Genomic DNA, 20,250 nt, shown 5'->3' on the forward strand with positions numbered 1-20,250 from the left:
GATCGCTCCGGCGGGGCTCTTTCTTGCCCGCAGGCAGCGCGACTTAGGCCGCGCCGTGGGCCAGCGCCGCGAGGAGCAGGATCGCCACGATGTTGGTGATCTTGATCATCGGGTTGACGGCCGGACCCGCGGTATCCTTGTACGGATCGCCAACGGTGTCGCCGGTCACCGCGGCCTTATGGGCTTCGCTGCCCTTGCCGCCGTGGTTGCCATCTTCGATATATTTCTTGGCATTGTCCCATGCACCGCCGCCCGAGGTCATCGAGATGGCGACGAACAAGCCGCCGACGATGACACCAAGCAAAAGCGCGCCCAGCGATTCAAGGGCGGCCGCCGGACCGGCAACCGCACGGATCACGAGGAACACGACGATCGGCGCAAGCACCGGCAACAGCGACGGGATGATCATTTCCTTGATCGCCGCCTTGGTCACCAGATCGACCGTCCGCGCATAGTCGGGCTTGCTTTCATAGGTCATGATGCCGGGGTTGTTCTTGAACTGCTCGCGAACATCCTTGACGACCTCGCCCGCCGCGCGGCCGACAGCGGTCATCCCGAACGCCCCGAAGAGGTACGGCAGGAGAGCGCCGAGCAGCAGACCGACGATGACGTACGGCGACGACAGCGAGAAGGTCAGCGGCTCACTCAGACCGAGCTTGGCCGAATATTCGGTGATGTCGGCGGTGTAGGTACCGAACAGCACAAGCGCCGCAAGACCCGCCGACCCGATGGCATACCCCTTGGTCACGGCCTTGGTCGTGTTGCCCACGGCGTCGAGCAGGTCGGTCTTTTCCCGAACGCTGTCGTCGAGGCCCGCCATTTCGGCGATGCCGCCGGCATTGTCAGTCACCGGACCATAAGCATCGAGCGCGACGACCATGCCGGCCAGCGCCAGCATCGCGGTGGCGCCAAAGGCGATGCCCACGATACCCGCGATCTGATAGGCGATGACGATGCCCGCACAGATGACGAGCGTCGGCAGCGCGGTCGATTCAAGGCTGATCGCAAGCCCCTGGATCACGTTCGTGCCATGGCCCGTTTCCGAAGCCTTGGCGATCGAGCGCACCGGACGATAGTTGGTGCCGGTGTAATATTCGGTGATCCAGATGATCAGGCCGGTGATGACGAGACCGAGCAGCGAGCACTTAAACAGATCGATGCCGTTAAAATCTGTACCGGCAATGACCGTTTCCATGTCGCCCAGCGCATAGTTGGTCGAGACCCAGATCGCCGGGATCGACAGGATCGCGGTGACGAGGAAGCCCTTGTACATCGCGCCCATGACATTCTTTCCGCCGCCGAGGCGAACGAAATAGGTGCCGATGATCGAGGTGATGATGCACACGCCGCCCATCAGCAGCGGCAGGCTCATCAACGGCAGAAGCTGGTCGCCCGCGCCCTTCAGCAGCAGCGCGATCAGCACCATGGTGGCACCGACGGTGACGACATAGGTTTCGAACAGGTCGGCCGCCATACCGGCGCAGTCGCCGACATTGTCGCCGACATTGTCGGCGATCACGGCGGGGTTGCGCGGATCGTCTTCGGGAATTCCGGCCTCGACCTTGCCGACCAGGTCGGCGCCGACGTCGGCGGCCTTGGTAAAGATACCGCCGCCAAGACGCGCGAAGATCGAAATCAGCGAAGCGCCGAAAGCCAGCGCGACGAGCGCGTCGACAACGGTGCGGTCGTCACCGCCGACGGTATAGCCGCCGGGGCCGATCAGGTACCAGAAGAAGACCGAGATCGCGAGCAGCGCGAGGCCCGCCACCAGCATGCCGGTGATCGCGCCGGCGCGGAACGCCATGGTCAGGCCCGACTGCAGCCCGGTCTGCGCCGCGGCCGCTGTGCGGACGTTCGCTTTCACCGAGATGTTCATGCCGACGAAGCCGGCGACGCCCGACAGGACGGCGCCAATCACGAAGCCGGTGGCCGAAATCGGGCCGAGAAACCATCCGACCAGAATGGCGACCACGACGCCGACGATGGCGATGGTGCGATATTGACGGCCGAGATAGGCCTTCGCGCCTTCCTGAATGGCGGCGGCGATTTCCTGCATCTTCTCATTACCCGCCGATGCTCCAAGCACCTGCCGCGAGGTAATGAACCCATAGAGTACGGCCAGCAGGCCGCACCCTATCGCGATCAAAACCGGATTCATGCGTGTATATTCCTTCCCCATTGAGAAGGGCGAACGCGAAGTTAGCAGTCGAACGTCCGACTTGTTGATGCCGGCTCGCTCTCTCCCCTGATGCGACCGCCCCAAATTTGGACGGGCGGGTTATGGGAAGAAAGACCGGCGAGGGCAAGCCCGCAATAATCACCCGTTCGTGCGTGGGTCGCGACGGCACAGCGGCGGCTCAATGCATGAAGCCCAATCGTACGGGCAGCGCGACCCGCTGTGCCTTGTGGACAAGTCCGATCCCCTCGCCCACCCCGGCATGGCCGACCGGCGTCACCGCGATTCCCGTTTGCGCCGCGACATCGCGGACTGTCGCCGCCGCGCCGGGGTCGGCTGCGAAAAGCAACTGATAGTCATCGCCGGCGGTCGCCGCAGCAAGCCGCGTGTCAAGGACGTCGGGGCGGACCGAAAGCAGCGCCGCCGACAGGGGCACCGCCTCGATCATCAGCGTGATGTCGCAGCCGCTGGCCCGCGCCATGCGTTCGGCGTCGATGAGCAACCCGTCGGAAATATCCATCATCGCGTGGACATGCGGGGCGATCGCCTGTCCGAAAGCAAGCTGCGGCAGCGGCCGCCGATAGGCCGCGAGACAGGTTTCATTGGCATCGATCTCGCCCAGCCGCATGGCCAGCCCCACGCCGGCGTTACCGATCGTGCCCGTGACCCATAGCTGGTCGCCGGGCCGCACGCCGCTGCGCGCCGGGGCGCCGCTCGCCGGCGCCTTGCCGATCGCGGTCAGTCCGAAACTGCGCGGTGCCCCCGCGGGGATGCCGACGGTATCGCCGCCGAGCAACGGCACCGCATAGCGGCCGAGCACCTCGTCCAGCCCTGCGGCAAATGCCGCATCCCATGCCGCGTCGCCGCTCAGGCTATAGCCGATCAGCACGCCAAGCGGCTCCGCGCCCTTTGCCGCGATATCCGACAGATTCACGGCGACAAGCTTCCACGCCACATCCTGCGGCCGGTCGTCGGGAAGGAAATGGACCCCCTCGACGATCATGTCGTGGGTGAGGACCAGATCGCCCAGCACGGCCGTGTCGTCGGCCAGTCCACGCGCGGCGGGATCGGTAGCGATGGCGCGCAGGCGGGCGATGAAATCGGCTTCGCTCATCCGAAAACCCTAGCGAATACCCTTGCGGTATAAAAGATACCGCTCGATCCTCCCTGTGGCGAAGCCATCGGGAGATGGCGGCGCGAAGCGCTGACGGAGGGGCCATGTCGCTGGCCCCTCCACCACGCGCTACACGCGCGGACTCCCTCCCCACCGCAGCGCGGCAGGGAGGAATTTTCTATTTTGCCCGTACATTCTTGCCGATCGCGTCGAGCAGGCCATTCGCGAAACCCGCTTCGCGCGCATCGAAGAACGCCTTCGCGACATCGACATATTCGCTGACCACCGCCCCCACGGGCACGTCGCCGCGCGCGATCAATTCATAGGTACCGGCGCGCAGGATCGCCTTCATCGTGCGGTCGAGCCGTTCCATGGTCCAACCGCTCGCGAGCCGCGCGGTAATGGCGGCATCGACATCGGAAAGCCGCGCCAGCGCGCCCTTCACGATATCGTCAAAGAAAGGCAGGTCGGCCTCGGCATATTCGGCATCCTCGATGATCGCGCCGATACGATGCTGGTGGAATTCATGGATCAGCTGGGCAACCGGCGTCGCTTCCATTTCATGCTGATAAAGCGCCTGCACCGCGGCAAGGCGGGCGGCGGAGCGGGATTGGGCGCGTTTGTTCATGGCGGTTGCCTTATCTTAAATCGTCATCTGCTCAAATCGTCATCCCGGCGAAGGCCGGGATCCCACCTTTGCGTCAAGAGCCACCGGAGAGATCCCGGCCTTCGCCGGGATGACGAATGGGAGGGTTCGAAGGTTAGTGTTTCAATCTGTTCTGGACGCTGAGCGCATGAGCGGGAAGCCCCTCTGCTCCGGCGAGCGCGACGGCCGCCGGACCGATGGCGGCAAGGCTTGCTTCGTCGAGCGCAAGGAAGCTGGTGCGTTTCATGAAATCGGTGACCGACAGCCCGCTCGAAAAGCGCGCGCGGCGTCCTGTCGGCAGGACGTGGTTGGGACCCGCGACATAATCGCCGATCGCCTCGGGCGTTTGCCGGCCCAGGAAGACCGAACCTGCATGACGTACCTTGGCGAAAAGCGCGTCCGCATCCGCGGGATCGACCGCAAGCTCCAGATGTTCGGGCGCGAGGCGATCGCACAGCGGGATGGCGTCGGCGAGGTTGCCGACCACGATCACCGCGCCATTGTCGGCCCAGCTTTCCTGCATCGTGGGCGCGGTCGACAGCGTCGGGATGACCTGCGCCACCGCCACCGAGACTGCGTCGGCGAAATCGCCGTCATCGGTGAACAGGATCGACTGGCTCGTCGGGTCATGCTCGGCCTGGCTCAAAAGGTCGGCGGCGACGACATGCGGTTCGTTCCGGTTGTCGGCGACCACGACGATTTCGCTCGGTCCTGCGACCATGTCGATGCCGACGACGCCATAAAGCTGGCGCTTCGCCTCGGCGACCCAGGCATTGCCGGGCCCGGTCACGACATCGACGGGCGCGATCCGGCCCGTGCCATGGGCCAGCGCCGCGATCGCCTGCGCGCCGCCGACGCGCCATATCTCGTCGACCCCGCCGATATGCGCGGCGGCCATCACCACCGGATTGACCTCTCCGCCCGGCGTCGGCGTCATCATCACGATCCGTCCGACCCCCGCGACCTTCGCGGGAAGGATGTTCATCAGCACCGACGACGGATAGGCGGCCCGACCGCCGGGGACATAGACCCCGGCCGCATCGACCGCATTCCACCGCGCACCCAGCCGCGCGCCTGTTCCGTCGCGATAATCGCGATCCTCGGGAATCTGGGCGGCGTGATAGGCGCGAATGCGGTCCGCCGCGAGGTCCAGCGCATCGCGCAGATCGGGGGCAAGCGCCGCATAAGCCGCGGCGCATTCCGCCTTTGAAATGCTCCAGCCACTGGTATCGAGATCGAAGCGGTCGAACTTTGCGGTATAGTCGGCCAGCGCCGCGTCGCCGTCGATCTTTACTCGCGCAATGATCGCGGCGACATCAGCCGACACGTCGGACGCGCTTTCGCGCCGGTCATTGACCAGCGCGTCGAACTCGGCCGCAAAGCCGGGTTCGGAGGTGTCAAGCCGCCGCATCGCCCACCGCCTGCCGAAAGCGCTCGACCAGTGCCGGAACTTCGGCCGAGCGCAGTTTGAAGGCGGCGCGGTTGACGATAAGCCGCGCCGACACGTCGCTGATCAGCGTTTGCTCGGCGAGCGCATTTTCGACGAGCGTGCGGCCCGTCGAGACAAGGTCGACGATGTGCGACGCAAGGCCAAGCTTCGGCGCAATCTCCATCGCGCCGTTGAGCTTGATGCATTCGGCCTGGATTCCCTGCGCGGCGAACCAGCGATGCGTGGTGGCCGGATATTTGGTCGCGACGCGGATATGGCTGTCGGTCAGCCCCGGCGGAGCGCTGCCTGCCGGCCCCGCGAGCGACAGCCGGCAATGCCCGATGCCGAGGTCGACCGGCGAATAAAGCTCGCTGTAATCGAATTCGTCGACGACGTCGGATCCGACGATACCAAGCTGCGCCGCGCCGTGCGCGACAAAGGTCGCAACGTCGAACGCACGCACCCGGATCAGCGAGATATGCGGCTGGTTCGTCGCGAAAACGAGCGCACGGCTGCTCTTGTCGAAAAAGTCCGCCGCCGGCTCGATCCCGACGCGCGCAAGCAACGGCAGCGCTTCGTCGAGAATGCGTCCCTTGGGGATGGCAAAGATGATCGGTTCGGGCATAAGCACGGCGCCTTTAAGCGGCGACGGGAGAAAGGGCAATGAGCGAGCGTTACGAGTTCGTCGACATCAACGCGACCGGAGCCCGGGCCGTCCGCACCGCCTTCGTCAATCAGGTCGCCTATTGTCGTGCCAGCGACGCACCCGTCACCGCGCGTATCGTCGCCGCTCTTGCCGCGCTGCTCGACAAGCCCGCGACGGGCTTCGCCCGGCGCATTGCCGACTGGCGGGGGGCGCCCCTCGCCGACGCCCTGCCGCTCCGTGCCGCGGGCGCATTGCACGCGCTGCACCTCGCGGGCACGGCGCGCGAACTCGCGCCGATCTATGCCGACGCAGAGGATATCAACGACGCGGCCATCGTCGCCGGCGTCGTGGCGCGCCACGAAGCGGCGCTGCTCCCATGGCTGGACGGGCCGCCGCAGACCAACGAGGCCGGACGCTCGTCGAACTTCATCGCGGCGATGCTGTGGCTTGCCGAGCAAGGCCTGCCGCCGCATTTCAACTGTCTCGAAATCGGGTCCAGCGCCGGCATCAACCTGATGATCGACCGCTACCATTACGATCTTGGTGGCGTGCAGGTCGGTCCGCAGCCGGGCGTGATGGCTTTCACGCCCGAATGGCGCGGCACGCATCCGCCGCAGCAACCGATCGAGATCGTCGGCCTCAAGGGCTGCGACGTGGCGCCGGTCGATCTGACCGATCCCGCGCAGGCGCTGCGCTTGAAAGCCTTTATCTGGCCCGAACATGCGGTGCGTTTCGCGCGCATGGAGGCGGCAGTCGCCGCCGCGCGGCAGAAGAGACCCGATATCGTCCGCGCCACCGCCCCCGATTTCATCGAGGCCGAACTCAGGAAGCCGCAGACAAAGGGCACGACGCGCGTGCTGATGCATTCGATCGTCTGGCAATATGTTCCCGAGGACCAGCAACTGCGTGTCACCACCGCGATGGAGGAAGCCGGCGCCGAAGCCACGCCGGACCGCCCGCTGGCGTGGATCGCGCTCGAGGCGAACCGCACGGTGCATCATCACGAACTGGTCGTGCGTTACTGGCCCGGCGGCGAAGCCTCGAAGATGCTCGGCCGCGCACATCCGCACGGGGCGTGGGTCGAATGGATGGGATAAGGTTTACGGCGTCCGGAACGCCGGAGACGACAAGACCCTAGCTCGCTGACATGGCCGGATCGCCGTCGGGCAGCAACGTCCGACATCCGTCGAAAATCGCATCCAGCCGCTCGCGAATTTCCTGCCACAGCAACTGCTCGTCACCGGCATCCGCAGGTACCGTCGCGACGATCACGTCGATCGTCGCGTCGACCAGTCCCTGATACCAGCCCAGCGACACATCCAGCGTGAAATGATGATGCGGCACCGAGCTTTCGAGCAGAATCTCGATCTCGGCGCGCCGGTCGAGGCAATGCATCAGGCAATAGAGGCAGTTTTCGACCATCTCGCCTTCCAGCGCCGCGGTCTTGCCCAATCCGTGATGTTCGAAGCTCGCCGCAGCATCGGGATAGCGCGCATAGTATCGCGCCATCGCATGCGGCGTGACATCGCCCAGCGCCTCGGCCGCGCGCATCAGGCTGTTGTCAAGCAGCGCAAGCTTTTCCGCCGGGTCCATCATCGCGTCTCCCTTCACGAAAGAAGTATTTCATATACTCCTTTCAGGGCAAGCGAAATTGCATCAGAGGCGCGCCGACAGTTCCGCCAGCATCGCCTGCACCGGGGTCGCGGCCTCGGGGGCGTCCCAGCCGGCCTCGATCGTGGCGATCCGGTCGAAAAGCCGCTCGCTTGCCGCGACGATGCGGCGCAGCGGCACCTCGAATCGCGCGCAGATATCCCAGTCGACCACAACCGGCTCGCCGATGCGGGCCGCGCTGTCGTTCGGACCGGCATGGGGATCCCCCGCGATCATCGCGCGGCGATGGAGCAGCCACGCGATGATGTGCATCAGCCGTGTCGTCGTCTTCAGTGATTCGCAGGCCAGGCTGACCTGCAACAGCGCGTCGCGGCGCGCACCGCCCGCGCCCACCAGGCCGAGATCGCGTTGCGCGGCAAAGGCGGCATGCGCTTCATCGGCGAGCAGCATCGCCTCGACATAGAGATTTTCGACCTGCGCCCGCTGTATGGGAAGCCGCATCGCATCGCTGGCTGTTCGACCCGTGACCATGTCCGGGAGATGGCATGCCGCGGGCCCGAACCGCAACGACGGTAACCATGAAATAAGATGGCTCCGGCGTCCCGTTTTGATTCAGTCCGGCCCTTGCGGCCCCGCGACGCCGCCACTCAGGCGATGATGTCGGGGATCATCTGGTCTTCGCACCAGGCGATCTCGTCGCGCAGGCGAAGCTTGCGCCTTTTCATCCGGGCAAGCTGCAACTGATCGGGGATCGCCGTTTCACCGAGGGCGATGATCGCCGCATCGAGATCGCGATGCTCAAGGCGGAGCAGTTCGAGGCGCTGGGTGATTTCTTCGGCGGTCACACCCTGCCTCCTGCCACGATCACGGCCCGTCCGCAACGGGCACCGGCTGGCCGAATCGTCACGACATCGGCCCCGATTCATGTTTTACTCGGCCTTGCCTACACGAGTCGAAAAGGAGAATGGCTTATGAGCGTTTCGCACCTTTCCGCCCTGAAGTCCCGTCATGCGGACCTCGACGCGAAAATTGCGAATGAAGAGCGCCGCCCCAGCCCCGATACGGCATTAGTGGCGCAGATGAAAAAGCAGAAATTGCGAATCAAGGAAGAGATGGCCGCGACCGCCTGACCGTCGCATGACCGCTACCGCCTTCGCTGTCGCCTCTCCACATGGAGCGCTTCAGCGCCGGCGGTAGAGAGGTCCGTTATTCAGTGCCGAGATATGCGCCGGCACTTCCATCTTCTGGACAACCTGACGACGCACCGCCTGCGGATCGACCGGATGGTCGAACGCGATGCCGAACTTGCCCTCGCCGACCCAGACGACGCGCCCCGGCACAAAGCCGACGTTGCGCAATTCGGCCTCGATGGCGGCCCCCTGCGCGAGGCCGCGCACCTTGGCTTCGGCCAGCATTCCGCCGGCGGACAGGTTGCGCACGCGCACCGTGACCGGGGTCTGCTGCCCTGGAATCAGGACGTTCGCCTGCATGAACAGGCTGTCCCGGTCGGTGCTGCGCGACAGCGCCGCCACTTCTTCGTCTGTTGTTGTCGGTACGCGCGATTCCATTGCGACCTGTTCCCCGCGTTGGTGTCTGGCCTGTAAACTAGACCCGAGCCCCTTGCGGAAACGTAAATGGAACGCCGATTACGCAGATTGTGTAGCGGTACGGATCAATCTTCGCGCGAGATGCGTTCGTTGCGCTCGTGGCGCTCCTGCGCCTCCAGCGTCATCGTCGCGATCGGACGCGCCTGAAGCCGGGCCAACGAGATCGGCTCACCGCTCACCGCGCAATAGCCATATTCGCCCTCGTCGATGCGACGAATCGCTGAGTCGATCTTGGCGATCAGCTTGCGCTGGCGATCGCGCGTGCGCAGTTCGATGGCCCAATCGGTTTCGCTCGACGCGCGGTCGGCCAGGTCGGGCTCGCGCAGCGGACCGTCCTGCAACTGGGCAAGGGTCGATTCGGATTCGGACAGGATCGATTTTTTCCAGGCGAGCAGCAGCCCACGGAAATAATCCTGCTGCCGCTCGTTCATAAACTCTTCGTCGTCGCTGGGGACATAGTCCGAATCGAGGTTCGATTTGGCTTCGCGGAGCGCATCGGCGCCAACATCGGCAATCTGGGTTGGCATAAAAGACTCTTTGCGTCCTTTCCTGTCGCCCTGCCGCCCGGAACGAACCGACCAGGGGAATGCGCCGGGCGTATAGCCAGCCGCAAAGACCGACACAAGCGCCGAAGAAGGCGGCTAGTCGCAAGACCGTGAAGCGAAGCTGAACCGGCCCTTCGGCGGCGGCGATTCTCGGTCTCGCGACGGCCTCGCCGGGTCGCCCCGCTGACGCGACAAATTAACCAATGGGACCGAATTGAAAGGGTTTTCGTACTGATTTGGGACAGTTACGGCGTTTTTTGTTGATTCCGGCCGTCTTTTCCCGATCACGGACAGACAAACGCAGTTAACGCGATGGACGCATTCACGAAGCTTTGGCCTTTAGGGATTAGCGGAGGTGCAACAGGTCGCCTTGTCCCACCTGCAACGGGTAAAAAGAAAGAGAACGATATGTCTGTCCGGATGGCCCTCGCCAAGCTTTGTGCCTGCACCTGCGGGGGCGCACTGATCGGTAGCGGCGCGATGCAGATCGCCGACGTTCCGGCTGCGGCACAAGTCCGGAAAGCAAAGTCCTGCACGCCCTGCACGACGAAAAAGGTCGTGCGCAAGCGGCACGCGGCCAAGAAGCCGGTGAAGCGTATCCGCCGCGTCGTCACGACAAAGCGCGTGATCCGCACCGCAACGCCGCAGACCCAGGTCGTGACCCAGACCATTCCCCTGCCCCCGATCCCCTATGCACCCTTTCCGCAGCGCGGCTGGGAAGGCGGCGGCGGCGGCGGCGGTGTGACCGTGATCGGCGGCGGCTTCGGTGGCGGTTTCGGCGGCGGCTTCTTCGGTGGATTCTTCGGCGGCAGCTCGGGCGGCGGTGGCGGCAGCGTCGTCGTGACATCGACGACCACCGGTGGCCTCAGCTCGACGACCAGTTCGACCTCGGGCGGTGTATCGACGTCAACCGGTGGCGTTTCGACCTCGACCTCCACCGGCGGCGTATCGACATCGACGGGTGGGGTTTCGACCTCCACCGGCGGCGTATCGACGTCGACGGGCGGCGTCAGCACGTCATCGGGCAATGTGTCGACTTCGTCGGGGAACGTCTCGACCTCATCGGGCAACGTCAGCACGTCGTCGGGCAATGTATCGACCTCGACCGGCGGCATCAGCAGTACCTCGTCGAGCAGCAGCTCGTCGTCGAGTTCCTCGTCCTCTTCTTCCTCCTCGTCGTCGAGTTCATCCTCGTCGGGCGGCGGCAGTTCGTCGAAGGGCGGAAGCTCGCACGGCAGCTCGGGCTGGGGCAGCTCGTCGAAGGGCGGAAGCTCAGGCAGCTCCGGCGGCTCGAGCAGCAGCTCCGGTGGATCGAGCAGCAGCTCGGGCGGTTCCGGCAGCTCGTCCTCGTCGTCAAGTTCGTCTTCGTCCTCCTCCTCCTCTTCGTCGAGCACCAGCAGTTCCAGCGGCGCGACCTCGTCGGGCGCGACCAGCACCAGCAGCAGCTTCGGCGGGTCGAGCAGCAGCAGCTCGTCGTCCTCTTCTTCGTCGTCGAGCAGCAGCTCGTCGTCTTCGTCCAGCTCGAACGGCAGCAGCAGCCATGGTGGTTCGTCGGGTGATCCGACCCCCGTGCCGGCGCCGCCGATGATGCTGTTGTTCGGTGCCGCCGCTGCCGCGCTCGTTGCGCGCCGCCGCGCCGCGAACCGCAACGACGACGACGCCAACGCGGCGTAACCCGATCCACTGGCGGTTGCGGGGGGGGGGGGCAAAACCCGGACCACCTTACTGAGGGTCGCTCTTCGGGGCGGCCCTCTTTTCATGGGCGCACCGCCTTTGCCAGGCTGACGATATCGGCGACATCTCGCCAGCGTGGTCCGCAAAACGGCCGCGCCCGCCAAATCCTCGGCATCGCGCGAGGCAAGAAGGGGCACACGACAGGCTTGCACCTTCTCGGCCGCGCCGTCATAGCGCGGCGCATGCACGACATCCGCCTGATCCGGGAACACCCGCAAGCTTTCGACGCCGGCCTCGCGCGCCGCGGTATCGATCCCCTGTCCGCGCAGATCCTCGGCGCCGACGCATCGCTGCGCGCGCTCCAGACCGATATCCAGGCATCGCTCGCACGCCGCAACGAAGCGTCGAAGCTGATCGGCCAGGCGATGGCGCAGGGGGACAAGGACCGCGCCGAGGCGTTGAAGGCCGAGGTCGCAGACCTCAAGACGACGCTTCCCGCGAAAGAAGAGGCCGAACGCACGGAGTTCGCCGCGCTGCACGACATGCTGGCCGCGCTGCCCAACCTTCCCGCCGCAGACGTTCCCGACGGCGAGGACGAGGACGGCAATGTCGAAATTTCGCGTTGGGGTACACCGCGAAGCTTCGACTTCGCGCCGCAGGAGCATGCCGATTTCGCGCCCGCGCTCGGCCTCGACTTCGAAACCGCGGCCAGGATGTCGGGCGCACGCTTCGCCTTCCTGAGGGGCCAGATGGCGCGGCTCGAACGCGCGATCGGCCAGTTCATGCTCGACATGCAGACGGGTGAGCCCGGCTATGTCGAATGCGCGACGCCGCTGATGGTCCGCGACGAGGCGGCGTTTGGCACGACCCAGCTACCCAAGTTCCGCGAGGATCTGTTCCAGACCACTGACGGTCGCTGGCTGATCTCGACCTCCGAAATGAGCCTCACCAACGCGGTGCGCGAGGAAATCCTGCCAGAGGCCGCGCTGCCGATCCGCATGACCGCCCTCACCCCCTGTTTCCGGTCCGAGGCCGGCTCGGCGGGGCGCGATACGCGCGGCTATATTCGCCAGCATCAGTTCTGGAAGGTCGAACTCGTCTCGATCGTCCGACCCGAGGACAGCGACGCCGAACTCGAACGCAAGACAAGGGCAGCTGAGAAGATATTGGAAGCACTCGACCTTCCCTATCGCAAGATGCTGCTGTGCAGCGGCGACATGGGCTTTGCGGCACGGCGCACCTATGATCTGGAAGTGTGGCTTCCCGGACAGAATTCCTATCGCGAGATATCGAGCTGTTCCAACTGCGGCGACTTTCAGGCGCGCCGCATGAACACGCGCTTCCGCCGCGAAGATGCCAAGGGCAACGAGTTCGTCCACACGCTGAATGGCTCGGGGCTTGCGGTGGGCCGCACGCTCGTCGCGATCCTGGAAAATTACCAGCAGGCAGACGGCAGCGTCGATATTCCGGCGGCGCTGCTGCCCTATATGGGCGGTATCACCAGACTGACTCCCTGATCGTCATTGCGAGCGTAGCGAAGCGACCTCCAGCCTTCGACCGCGCGCGATATTCCCTGCTGGAGATCATATCGTCGCTGCGTTCGGCGCAGCGGCGACCGTTTGGGACAAGATATGCGGATCCTCCTCACCAACGACGACGGCTATCATGCCCCCGGCATGGCCGTTCTCGAAACGATCGCGCGCCAGCTCAGCGACGACATCTGGGTCTGCGCGCCCGCCGAGGAGCAGTCGGGCGCAGGGCATTCGCTAACCCTCTCACGCCCCGTCCGCGTGCGCCAGCATGGCGAACGGCGCTGGTCGTGCAGCGGCACGCCGACCGATTCGGTGATGATGGCAATCGGCAAGTTGATGCCCGAAAAGCCCGACCTCATCCTCTCGGGCGTCAATCGCGGCGCGAACCTTGGCGACGACATCACCTATTCGGGCACTGTGTCGGCGGCGATCGAAGGCGCACTCGCGGGTATCCGCTCGATCGCGCTCAGCCAGGTCTATGCCCGCGAAGGCATGGGCGACAGCGTGCCGTTCGAAGCGGCCGAAGCCTGGGGCGCCAGGGTGCTGCGCCCGCTTCTGGGCCGGGACATGCCGCCGCGCACGCTGATCAACGTCAACTTCCCCGCGATCCCGGCGGCCGCGGTTCAGGGCATCCGCGTCACGCGGCAGGGCTTTCACGACTATGGCCGGGGTTCGATCGTCGAGGGCACCGACCCGCGCGGGTATCGCTATTACTGGTTCGGCCTCCACGGCATCGAACATTCGCTCGGCCACGACAGCGACCTCGAGGCGATCGACGACAAATATATCTCGGTCACCCCGCTCCAGCTCGACCTGACGCACGATGCCTCGCTGGCCGCGCTACGCGGAGCCTATGCGGCGGAATGACCGCCCATCATCCCGGCGACGGCCGGGATCTCGACCCTTCGTCCTGACGCACCGATGATAGCCCGTCCTTCGCCGGGATGACGGAGGAGGGGCTGGCCATCTCCCCTCCCCTTTGGCAAAAGGGCGGTGATGAGCCGGCGGTCCAATCCGAAGCTGAAGCTGCAACAGGGCCTCCACACGCTGCGCCGCGCGGCGAAATGGCCGATCTGGGCCGATCTCGTCACGCGACTTGGCGTCGCCTTCCTCCTGATCGCGATCGTGGTGCTCGTCCACTGGATCGACCGCGCCGGGCTGCACGACAGCCACGACGGTCAGATCAGTTTCCTCGACGTCGTCTATTTCACGATGATCTCGGTGACGACGACCGGCTTTGGCGACATCGCCCCGGTCTCCGACCGCTCGCGGCTCATCGAGGCGGTGATCGTCACGCCGATCCGCATCGCCGTGCTCTTCATCTTCGTCGGCACCGCGTATAGTTTCGTCATCAAACGCACATGGGACAAATGGCGTATGGCCCGCATCCAGGCAAAACTCACCGATCATATCGTCGTGCTCGGCTTTGGCATCAGCGGCAGCGAAGCGGTCAAGGAACTGATCGCGCGCGGGACCGATCCGGCGTGCATCGTCGTGATCGACCCCACCCGCAACCGCGTGGCCGCCGCGGAAGCGATGGGCTGCAACGTGCTGGAAGGCGACGCATCGAGCGACGAAACCTTGCTCGACGTCCGGATCGCCGAGGCTCAGGCGGTGCTGGTCTCGGCCGGGCGCGACGACACCTCGATCCTGATCGTCCTGACCGTCCGCCACCTCGCCCCCGACGTGCCGATCAGCGTCGTCATCCGGACCCAGGACAATGAACTGCTCGCACGGCAGGCGGGCGCAAGCAACGTCATCAACCCCGTCAGTTTTACCGGCCTGCTCCTCGCCGGATCGGCGCAGGGCGAACATGTCGCGGACTATATGGCCGACCTCGCGGCCGTCGGCGGCCGGGTGCAGCTTCGCGAACGCCCGGTCAGCGCCGAGGAAATCGGACGCGGCCTCGACCAGCTGGCCAGCGGCGGACGCGGCCTGCGCGTCTATCGCGACGGCAAGCCCTATGGCTTCTGGGAACCCGCGGCACAGCGGCTCGAAGCGGGCGACAAGGTCGTCGAAGTCATTGGGTGCGAGGAAAGCGAGGCGGAGGTCAGCCTCGCCAGTAAAGCCAGGCCGTCCAAAACCACCCGATGATCAGCAGCGTTCCGCCGATCGGCGTGACCGCACCCAGCCAGCGCGGCGCACCCAGTGCCATTGCGTAAAGCGTGGCCGCGAACAGTATCGATCCGACAAGCAGCATGATCGCGGGTCCGCGCGCGCTGCCCATGATCGCCAGCGCCGCGACGGCATGGATCAGCTGGTACAGGCCGCCGGTCCGCAGCCATTCGGCCTCCTGCGGTCCCGACGCACCATGGGCGCCGAAGGCCCCCGCCGCTACCGCAATCGCCGCCGACACTGCCGCAAATGCTCCGATCACGCCCGTCCCCTTTGCCTATCGGCTTGCAAAACAAGCCCGATGCGCCAAGCTATAGGCGGACAGGAGGGATAAGGCGATGCCCCGCGACGTTCCGCTGCCGACGGGCCTGAAACCGCCGAGCCGACTTGCGCAGCTTGGCGAGCTGGCGCTGCCGCTGGAAATGCTGCGCTACGGCCTCGGCGGCCACCATCTGATCGGCGCGCCGCGCGGCGACGGCCGGCCGGTCGTACTGCTTCCCGGCTATGGCGCCAGCGAATTGTCGATGCGCCCGCTCGAAGCCTGGCTCCGCCATCTCGGCTATCATGTCCGCGACTGGGGCATGGGCCGCAACGAAGGGCGCGTCGCCAGGGATGTCGAACGCTTCGCCACGCAGGCCACCGAATGGGTCCAGGCCGACGGCGCACCGCTCACCCTCATCGGCTGGAGCCTGGGCGGCGTCATCGCCCGCGAAACGGCCCGGACCTATCAACAGCTCGTTCGCGAAATAATCACCCTGGGCACCCCCATAATCGGCGGCCCCAAATATACCGCGCTCGCCCGACGCTTCGCCGGCCGCGATTTCGATGCGATCGAGCGCGAGATTCACGCGCGCAACCTCAAAGGCCTGAGCCAGCCGCTGACGGTGATCTATTCCGATCGCGACGGCATCGTCGGGCCCGACATCGCGATCGACATCTACAATCCACAGGCTCGCAATCTGAAGGTCGACGCAACGCACCTGGGCCTCGGCATCCATCCGCGCGTGTGGCGGATCATCGCGGACACACTGGCGGGCGTGACAAAGCCCCCGAAATAGACTAGGGGCGCCGCCAATCATGACAGTCAAAACGCTCCCCGCCCAGCCGAAAGTCGGCATGGTTTCGCTCGGCTGCCCCAAGGCGCTTGTCGACAGCGAACGGATTCTGACCAAGCTGCGCGCCGACGGCTATGGCCTGTCGCCCGACTATGCCGGCGCCGACGTCGTCCTCGTGAATACGTGCGGCTTTCTCGACTCGGCGAAGGAAGAAAGCCTGGAGGCGATCGGCGAGGCAATGGCCGAGAATGGCCGTGTCATCGTCACCGGCTGCATGGGCAATGAGGCCGACGTCATCCGCGCCCGATTTCCCAAGGTCCTCGCGGTCACCGGCGCGCATCAGTATGAGCAGGTGGTCGATGCCGTCCACGACGCCGCACCGCCGACGCAGGGCCCATTTATCGACCTCGTGCCGGAGGGCGGGCTGAAGCTGACCCCGCGTCATTATAGCTATCTGAAAATTTCCGAAGGCTGCAACCATAGCTGTTCCTTCTGCATCATCCCCGACCTGCGCGGCAAACTCGTTAGCCGCCGTATCGACGCGGTGCTGCGCGAGGCCGAGAAGCTTGTCGCTGCAGGCACGAAAGAGCTGCTGGTGATCAGCCAGGACACCTCGGCGTACGGCGTCGATATCCGGCATCAGCCGCGCGAATGGCACGGCCGAGAAGTCCGCGCCCATATGACCGACCTCGCGCGCGAGCTCGGCCGGCTTCGCACCACCGAAGGGCGCGCACCGTGGACGCGCCTCCACTATGTCTACCCCTATCCGCACGTCGATGCGGTGATTCCGCTGATGGCCGAAGGTCTTCTCACCCCCTATCTCGATATCCCGTTCCAGCACGCGAGCCCGAGCGTTCTCAAGCGGATGAAGCGTCCCGCTAATGAAGCGAAGGTGCTTGAGCGGCTGAAGGCATGGCGCGCGATCGCCCCCGACATTTCGATTCGGTCCAGCTTCGTCGTCGGCTTTCCCGGAGAGACCGAAGCGGACTTCCAATATCTTCTCGACTGGCTCGACGAAGCGCAGCTTGATCGCGTCGGGGCCTTCCGCTTTGAACCTGTCGCAGGTGCTCAGGCGAACGCGCTCGACGATCCGGTGCCCGAAGAGATCAAGGAAGAACGCTATCAGCGCATCATGGCAAAAACTGCCGCGATCAGCGCCGCGAAGCTCGAAGCTAAGATCGGCCGCATTCTGCCGGTGATCATCGACGAAGTCGGCGAGGCCGACGAAGACGGTAGCATAGGCGCCACCGGACGATCGCAGGCCGATGCGCCGGAGATCGACGGCCACGTCTACCTCCGCGATGTCGCGGCGACACTGAGGCCCGGTGACATCGTCGATGTCGAGATCGAGGATGCCGATGAACACGACCTGTTCGGTGTGGTTGGGGGCTGACGCGATCTCGGGTTGAGATGCCGACGGCTCTTTCCGCAGCGGAAGAGCATCTTCACAATTGCAGGGCGGCACGCTTCGCCGCACCGCTTGATTTCGCTTTCGCCCGCTCCACGAAGTTTCTAGGCTTCGATACCGGCCGGGTGTATCAGGGGCGGAATCATGCGTGTAATCAGGGAATTGGCTGCCGCACTTTTGCTGACGGCGCTGTTGTCCGCCTGCGATCCGGCGAAAGGCGGCGCGAAGGCGCCGCCACGCGCGACCGACGCCGCACCCATGCCCAGCCAGCGTTCGCTCATTGCCGTGCCAATCGATGCCGATATCGCGCCGCTGAAAGCACAGCTTGAACGCGCGTTGCCGAAAACGCTGTGGACCATCAACCAGCGCGAAAAGGCATGCGTCGCGCCGCAGCGGGTCAAGCTCTTCGGCAAGCGGGTGAAAGTTACGCCCGCCATCCCCTGCACGATCGTCGGTCAGGTCACGCGCGGCGCGCTCCGCCTGCGCGGCGAAGGCAATGAAATCATCGTCGACATGCCGCTCCACGCCACGGTCGCGGCGCGAGATATCGGTGGGGTGTTGAAGGGTGAGACGGCAACAGGCGCGGCGTTAGCGCATGCTCGCGTCCGCATCGATCTGGCGCCCGATTGGCGCATGCAGGGCAAGGCTAGGATCAGCTATGGCTGGACCAAGGCACCCGGAATCGACTTCCTCGGCAAGCGGATCACCTTCACCGATCAGGCCGACGCGAAGCTGGCGCCCGTCGTCCGCGACGTCGAGCGCGAGGTGAACCGAGAAATCGGCAAGATCAACATCCGCGCGCAGGCGGCGGAAATCTGGCGCCAGAGCTTCACCTCACTCGAACTCAATCGACAGAATCCGCCGGTCTGGATGCGCGTGACGCCGCAGCGCATCCTGTACGGCGGATATCGGCTGAGCGGCAACCGGCTGAGCCTCAATCTCGGCATTGAGGGCGTCACCGAAACCTTCGTTTCCGAGCGGCCGGAAAATCCTGAGTCGGTGCCGCTGCCGAAGCTGGTCCGCGAAATGCCACATCCGCATCTCGACATTCGCGTCCCGGTGGTCGCGGATTACGAACAGCTTCAACCCGTCATCGACCGTGCCCTCGCCAAGCGAGCGAAGCGGCCCTTCGTGCTGCCGAAGATTGGCCCGATGATGGTGAGTTTCGGCAAATCGACCGTCTATGGCGCACCCGGCGGCCGGATCGCGATCGGCGCCGACGTCGAAGCCCGTTTGCAGTCCCGCGCTGGAGAGCCCACCCGCGGACGCATATGGATGACGGCCGTTCCGGTGAACACACCCGGGTCGACCGAGGTCCGGTTCACGCAACTCGACATCAACGGCGATACCGACGGCGTCGGCGGCGACCTCCTCATTGTGCTCGGCCGCAGCGAAGGGTTCTCGGCGTTGATTGCTGCGGCTTTGACCCAGAATTTCGCCAACGACCTGTCCGAACTGGAAGGCAAGATCAAACGCGCGGTCGATCAGCGGCGCGAAGGCGCGTTCATCATCCGTACGCACATCGACGGGTTCGAAACCGGCGAGATCAAGGCCTATGGCAACGGGCTTTACCTGCCCGTCCGCCTGACGGGCGGCGCCAGCGTGGATTATCGGCCGAAGCGCTGATCAGAAAAGACGGGTCAACGCATAGAAGGCGGCCGCGACGACTGCGCTGGCGGGGATGGTAATGAACCAGGCGGCCACCACGTTCCCCGCAACGCCCCAGCGCACTGCACTGGCGCGCCGCGCAACGCCGGCGCCGATGATCGCACCCGTAATTGTGTGCGTCGTCGATACGGGAATACCGAGCAGACTTGCCGTAAACACGACCAGCGACCCGCCGGTCGACGCCGCGAACCCTTGATGGTGCGACAATTTGGTGATGCGCCCGCCCATCGTTTCGATGATCTTCCATCCCCCTGACAAGGTACCGAGACCGATCGCAATATAGCAGGAGATCGCCACCCAGTGCGGAACATGAAATTCGCCGGTCAGATAGCCGGTGGAATAGAGGAGCACGGTGATCACGCCCATCGTCTTCTGCGCATCGTTGAGCCCGTGACTGAGCGAATAGGCGGCGGAAGAGAAAAGATGCAGATAGCGAAAGCTGCTCTCCGCGAACTTCGCGGTCGCGCGGCGCAGCGCCCAACTGCTCAGCAACATCACCAGCATCGCGAGCAGCATCCCCAGCATCGGCGACAGGAAGATCGCGATCACGGTCTTGTTGAGCCCCGCCCACTGGATGCCCTCGAACCCGGCGTGCGCGACGCCCGCGCCGACGATCCCGCCGACCAGCGCATGGCTCGACGAAGAGGGAATCCCCTTGAGCCAGGTTACGACATTCCAGAACATCGCGCCGACGAGCGCACCGAACACCACTGACGGGGTTACGAGATCCTTGTCGATCAACCCCTTGCCGATGGTTTCGGCAACCTTGTGCAACGCCGGAAACGCGAGCGACAGGAAATAGGCCGCGAAATTGAAGAAGGCGGCGAACAGCACCGCCTGCACCGGCCGTAGCAACCGCGTCGCGACGACGGTCGCAATGCTGTTCGCTGCGTCGTGCAGACCGTTCAGAAAATCGAACGCCAAAGCGAGCACGATCAGACCGACGAGCAGAGGAAAGGCAAGTTCGTGCATGGCCTAGATCGCTCCGGCCTTGTCGGCCTCACATCGGCCCGGCAGGCCTTGC

21 protein-coding genes are annotated in these 20,250 nt (G+C 64.9%); 8 read left to right on the forward strand and 13 right to left on the reverse strand.

What is annotated here, in order from left to right:
* Positions 1-43 precede the first annotated feature (43 nt).
* The 5 genes from JNM03_RS09970 to hisG all read right to left on the reverse strand — a co-directional run bounded on the left by JNM03_RS09970 (position 44) and on the right by hisG (position 5,990).
* On the reverse strand, positions 44-2,158 hold the full coding sequence (locus JNM03_RS09970) for a sodium-translocating pyrophosphatase (RefSeq protein WP_294036301.1): 2,115 nt from the start codon (positions 2,156-2,158) through the stop codon (positions 44-46).
* Positions 2,159-2,357: 199 nt separating this feature from the next.
* Positions 2,358-3,290 (reverse strand): thiamine-phosphate kinase, encoded by a 933-nt coding sequence (thiL, locus tag JNM03_RS09975; protein ID WP_294036302.1) that lies wholly within the window; start codon positions 3,288-3,290, stop codon positions 2,358-2,360.
* A gap of 178 nt (positions 3,291-3,468) precedes the next feature.
* Entirely contained in the window at positions 3,469-3,918 is a 450-nt protein-coding gene (nusB, locus tag JNM03_RS09980; protein ID WP_294036303.1) for a transcription antitermination factor NusB, read from the reverse strand.
* A 133-nt stretch (positions 3,919-4,051) separates the two neighbouring features.
* On the reverse strand, positions 4,052-5,347 hold the full coding sequence (hisD, locus tag JNM03_RS09985; protein WP_294036304.1) for a histidinol dehydrogenase: 1,296 nt from the start codon (positions 5,345-5,347) through the stop codon (positions 4,052-4,054).
* Positions 5,334-5,990: an ATP phosphoribosyltransferase gene (gene hisG / locus JNM03_RS09990; protein WP_294036305.1), complete on the reverse strand. Its 657-nt coding sequence runs from the start codon at positions 5,988-5,990 to the stop codon at positions 5,334-5,336. The genes hisD and hisG overlap by 14 nt, the downstream gene beginning before the upstream one ends.
* 38 nt (positions 5,991-6,028) lie before the next feature.
* Between hisG and JNM03_RS09995 the strand changes: the two genes are divergently transcribed.
* The gene (locus JNM03_RS09995; protein WP_294036306.1) at positions 6,029-7,108 is read left to right on the forward strand and encodes a DUF2332 domain-containing protein; all 1,080 of its coding nucleotides are present in this window, start codon (positions 6,029-6,031) and stop codon (positions 7,106-7,108) included.
* A gap of 37 nt (positions 7,109-7,145) precedes the next feature.
* On the opposite strand, the gene JNM03_RS10000 is transcribed toward JNM03_RS09995, so the two are convergent.
* The 3 genes from JNM03_RS10000 to JNM03_RS10010 form a co-directional block, all read right to left on the reverse strand.
* Positions 7,146-7,607, reverse strand: a complete 462-nt coding sequence (locus tag JNM03_RS10000; protein ID WP_294036307.1) for a hypothetical protein — start codon at positions 7,605-7,607, stop codon at positions 7,146-7,148.
* A 60-nt stretch (positions 7,608-7,667) separates the two neighbouring features.
* Positions 7,668-8,153, reverse strand: coding sequence for a DUF1465 family protein (locus JNM03_RS10005; RefSeq protein WP_294036308.1), 486 nt, complete (start codon positions 8,151-8,153; stop codon positions 7,668-7,670).
* A gap of 116 nt (positions 8,154-8,269) precedes the next feature.
* Positions 8,270-8,467, reverse strand: coding sequence for a DUF465 domain-containing protein (locus tag JNM03_RS10010; RefSeq protein ID WP_294036309.1), 198 nt, complete (start codon positions 8,465-8,467; stop codon positions 8,270-8,272).
* A gap of 126 nt (positions 8,468-8,593) precedes the next feature.
* Between JNM03_RS10010 and JNM03_RS10015 the strand changes: the two genes are divergently transcribed.
* Positions 8,594-8,752: a YdcH family protein gene (locus tag JNM03_RS10015; RefSeq protein ID WP_294036310.1), complete on the forward strand. Its 159-nt coding sequence runs from the start codon at positions 8,594-8,596 to the stop codon at positions 8,750-8,752.
* 51 nt (positions 8,753-8,803) lie between these two features.
* Here the strand turns inward: JNM03_RS10015 and JNM03_RS10020 are convergent, their stop codons facing one another.
* The 3 genes from JNM03_RS10020 to JNM03_RS10030 all read right to left on the reverse strand — a co-directional run bounded on the left by JNM03_RS10020 (position 8,804) and on the right by JNM03_RS10030 (position 11,483).
* Positions 8,804-9,190, reverse strand: coding sequence for a PilZ domain-containing protein (locus JNM03_RS10020; protein ID WP_294036311.1), 387 nt, complete (start codon positions 9,188-9,190; stop codon positions 8,804-8,806).
* A 104-nt stretch (positions 9,191-9,294) separates the two neighbouring features.
* Positions 9,295-9,756, reverse strand: a complete 462-nt coding sequence (dksA, locus tag JNM03_RS10025; RefSeq protein WP_294036312.1) for an RNA polymerase-binding protein DksA — start codon at positions 9,754-9,756, stop codon at positions 9,295-9,297.
* A gap of 707 nt (positions 9,757-10,463) precedes the next feature.
* A complete protein-coding gene (locus JNM03_RS10030; protein ID WP_294036313.1) occupies positions 10,464-11,483 on the reverse strand; it encodes a hypothetical protein in 1,020 nt (339 codons plus the stop codon).
* A gap of 207 nt (positions 11,484-11,690) precedes the next feature.
* On the opposite strand from JNM03_RS10030, the gene serS reads away from it, so the two are divergent.
* From serS to JNM03_RS10045, 3 genes are all read left to right on the forward strand, one after another.
* A complete protein-coding gene (serS, locus tag JNM03_RS10035; protein WP_294036314.1) occupies positions 11,691-12,965 on the forward strand; it encodes a serine--tRNA ligase in 1,275 nt (424 codons plus the stop codon).
* A gap of 114 nt (positions 12,966-13,079) precedes the next feature.
* Positions 13,080-13,847, forward strand: a complete 768-nt coding sequence (gene surE, locus JNM03_RS10040; RefSeq protein ID WP_294036315.1) for a 5'/3'-nucleotidase SurE — start codon at positions 13,080-13,082, stop codon at positions 13,845-13,847.
* A gap of 129 nt (positions 13,848-13,976) precedes the next feature.
* Positions 13,977-15,074, forward strand: coding sequence for a TrkA family potassium uptake protein (locus JNM03_RS10045; protein WP_294036316.1), 1,098 nt, complete (start codon positions 13,977-13,979; stop codon positions 15,072-15,074).
* Here JNM03_RS10045 and JNM03_RS10050 read toward each other — a convergent pair.
* Complete coding sequence (locus JNM03_RS10050) at positions 15,031-15,357, reverse strand: DUF423 domain-containing protein (RefSeq protein ID WP_294036317.1); 327 nt, start codon at positions 15,355-15,357, stop codon at positions 15,031-15,033. The two genes, JNM03_RS10045 and JNM03_RS10050, sit on opposite strands and share 44 nt — an antisense overlap.
* A 76-nt stretch (positions 15,358-15,433) precedes the next feature.
* Here JNM03_RS10050 and JNM03_RS10055 point away from each other — a divergent pair, with 76 nt between their 5' ends.
* The 3 genes from JNM03_RS10055 to JNM03_RS10065 all read left to right on the forward strand — a co-directional run bounded on the left by JNM03_RS10055 (position 15,434) and on the right by JNM03_RS10065 (position 19,184).
* Complete coding sequence (locus tag JNM03_RS10055) at positions 15,434-16,153, forward strand: alpha/beta hydrolase (protein ID WP_294036318.1); 720 nt, start codon at positions 15,434-15,436, stop codon at positions 16,151-16,153.
* A gap of 19 nt (positions 16,154-16,172) precedes the next feature.
* Positions 16,173-17,543, forward strand: a complete 1,371-nt coding sequence (rimO, locus tag JNM03_RS10060; protein WP_294036319.1) for a 30S ribosomal protein S12 methylthiotransferase RimO — start codon at positions 16,173-16,175, stop codon at positions 17,541-17,543.
* 159 nt (positions 17,544-17,702) lie between these two features.
* Positions 17,703-19,184, forward strand: a complete 1,482-nt coding sequence (locus tag JNM03_RS10065; protein WP_294036320.1) for a DUF4403 family protein — start codon at positions 17,703-17,705, stop codon at positions 19,182-19,184.
* On the opposite strand, the gene JNM03_RS10070 is transcribed toward JNM03_RS10065, so the two are convergent.
* On the reverse strand, positions 19,185-20,198 hold the full coding sequence (locus tag JNM03_RS10070; RefSeq protein ID WP_294036321.1) for an inorganic phosphate transporter: 1,014 nt from the start codon (positions 20,196-20,198) through the stop codon (positions 19,185-19,187). It lies immediately after the preceding gene.
* Between the last annotated feature and the right edge of the window lie 52 nt (positions 20,199-20,250).

Origin of the sequence: Sphingopyxis sp., from assembly GCF_016793825.1 — a bacterium.
Lineage (GTDB): Bacteria > Pseudomonadota > Alphaproteobacteria > Sphingomonadales > Sphingomonadaceae > Sphingopyxis.

Excerpts from the sequence above, each read along its gene's own strand:
- JNM03_RS10065 (WP_294036320.1), top strand. The coding sequence starts at position 17,703 with ATGCGTGTAATCAGGGAATTGGCTGCCGCACTTTTGCTGACGGCGCTG.
- nusB (WP_294036303.1), bottom strand. The coding sequence starts at position 3,918 with ATGAACAAACGCGCCCAATCCCGCTCCGCCGCCCGCCTTGCCGCGGTG.
- JNM03_RS10005 (WP_294036308.1), bottom strand. The coding sequence starts at position 8,153 with ATGGTCACGGGTCGAACAGCCAGCGATGCGATGCGGCTTCCCATACAG.
- rimO (WP_294036319.1), top strand. The coding sequence starts at position 16,173 with ATGACAGTCAAAACGCTCCCCGCCCAGCCGAAAGTCGGCATGGTTTCG.
- JNM03_RS09970 (WP_294036301.1), bottom strand. The coding sequence starts at position 2,158 with ATGAATCCGGTTTTGATCGCGATAGGGTGCGGCCTGCTGGCCGTACTC.
- serS (WP_294036314.1), top strand. The coding sequence starts at position 11,691 with ATGCACGACATCCGCCTGATCCGGGAACACCCGCAAGCTTTCGACGCC.
- dksA (WP_294036312.1), bottom strand. The coding sequence starts at position 9,756 with ATGCCAACCCAGATTGCCGATGTTGGCGCCGATGCGCTCCGCGAAGCC.
- thiL (WP_294036302.1), bottom strand. The coding sequence starts at position 3,290 with ATGAGCGAAGCCGATTTCATCGCCCGCCTGCGCGCCATCGCTACCGAT.
- JNM03_RS10070 (WP_294036321.1), bottom strand. The coding sequence starts at position 20,198 with ATGCACGAACTTGCCTTTCCTCTGCTCGTCGGTCTGATCGTGCTCGCT.
- JNM03_RS10000 (WP_294036307.1), bottom strand. The coding sequence starts at position 7,607 with ATGATGGACCCGGCGGAAAAGCTTGCGCTGCTTGACAACAGCCTGATG.
- JNM03_RS10045 (WP_294036316.1), top strand. The coding sequence starts at position 13,977 with ATGAGCCGGCGGTCCAATCCGAAGCTGAAGCTGCAACAGGGCCTCCAC.
- hisG (WP_294036305.1), bottom strand. The coding sequence starts at position 5,990 with ATGCCCGAACCGATCATCTTTGCCATCCCCAAGGGACGCATTCTCGAC.
- surE (WP_294036315.1), top strand. The coding sequence starts at position 13,080 with ATGCGGATCCTCCTCACCAACGACGACGGCTATCATGCCCCCGGCATG.
- JNM03_RS10020 (WP_294036311.1), bottom strand. The coding sequence starts at position 9,190 with ATGGAATCGCGCGTACCGACAACAACAGACGAAGAAGTGGCGGCGCTG.
- JNM03_RS10015 (WP_294036310.1), top strand. The coding sequence starts at position 8,594 with ATGAGCGTTTCGCACCTTTCCGCCCTGAAGTCCCGTCATGCGGACCTC.
- JNM03_RS09995 (WP_294036306.1), top strand. The coding sequence starts at position 6,029 with ATGAGCGAGCGTTACGAGTTCGTCGACATCAACGCGACCGGAGCCCGG.
- hisD (WP_294036304.1), bottom strand. The coding sequence starts at position 5,347 with ATGCGGCGGCTTGACACCTCCGAACCCGGCTTTGCGGCCGAGTTCGAC.
- JNM03_RS10055 (WP_294036318.1), top strand. The coding sequence starts at position 15,434 with ATGCCCCGCGACGTTCCGCTGCCGACGGGCCTGAAACCGCCGAGCCGA.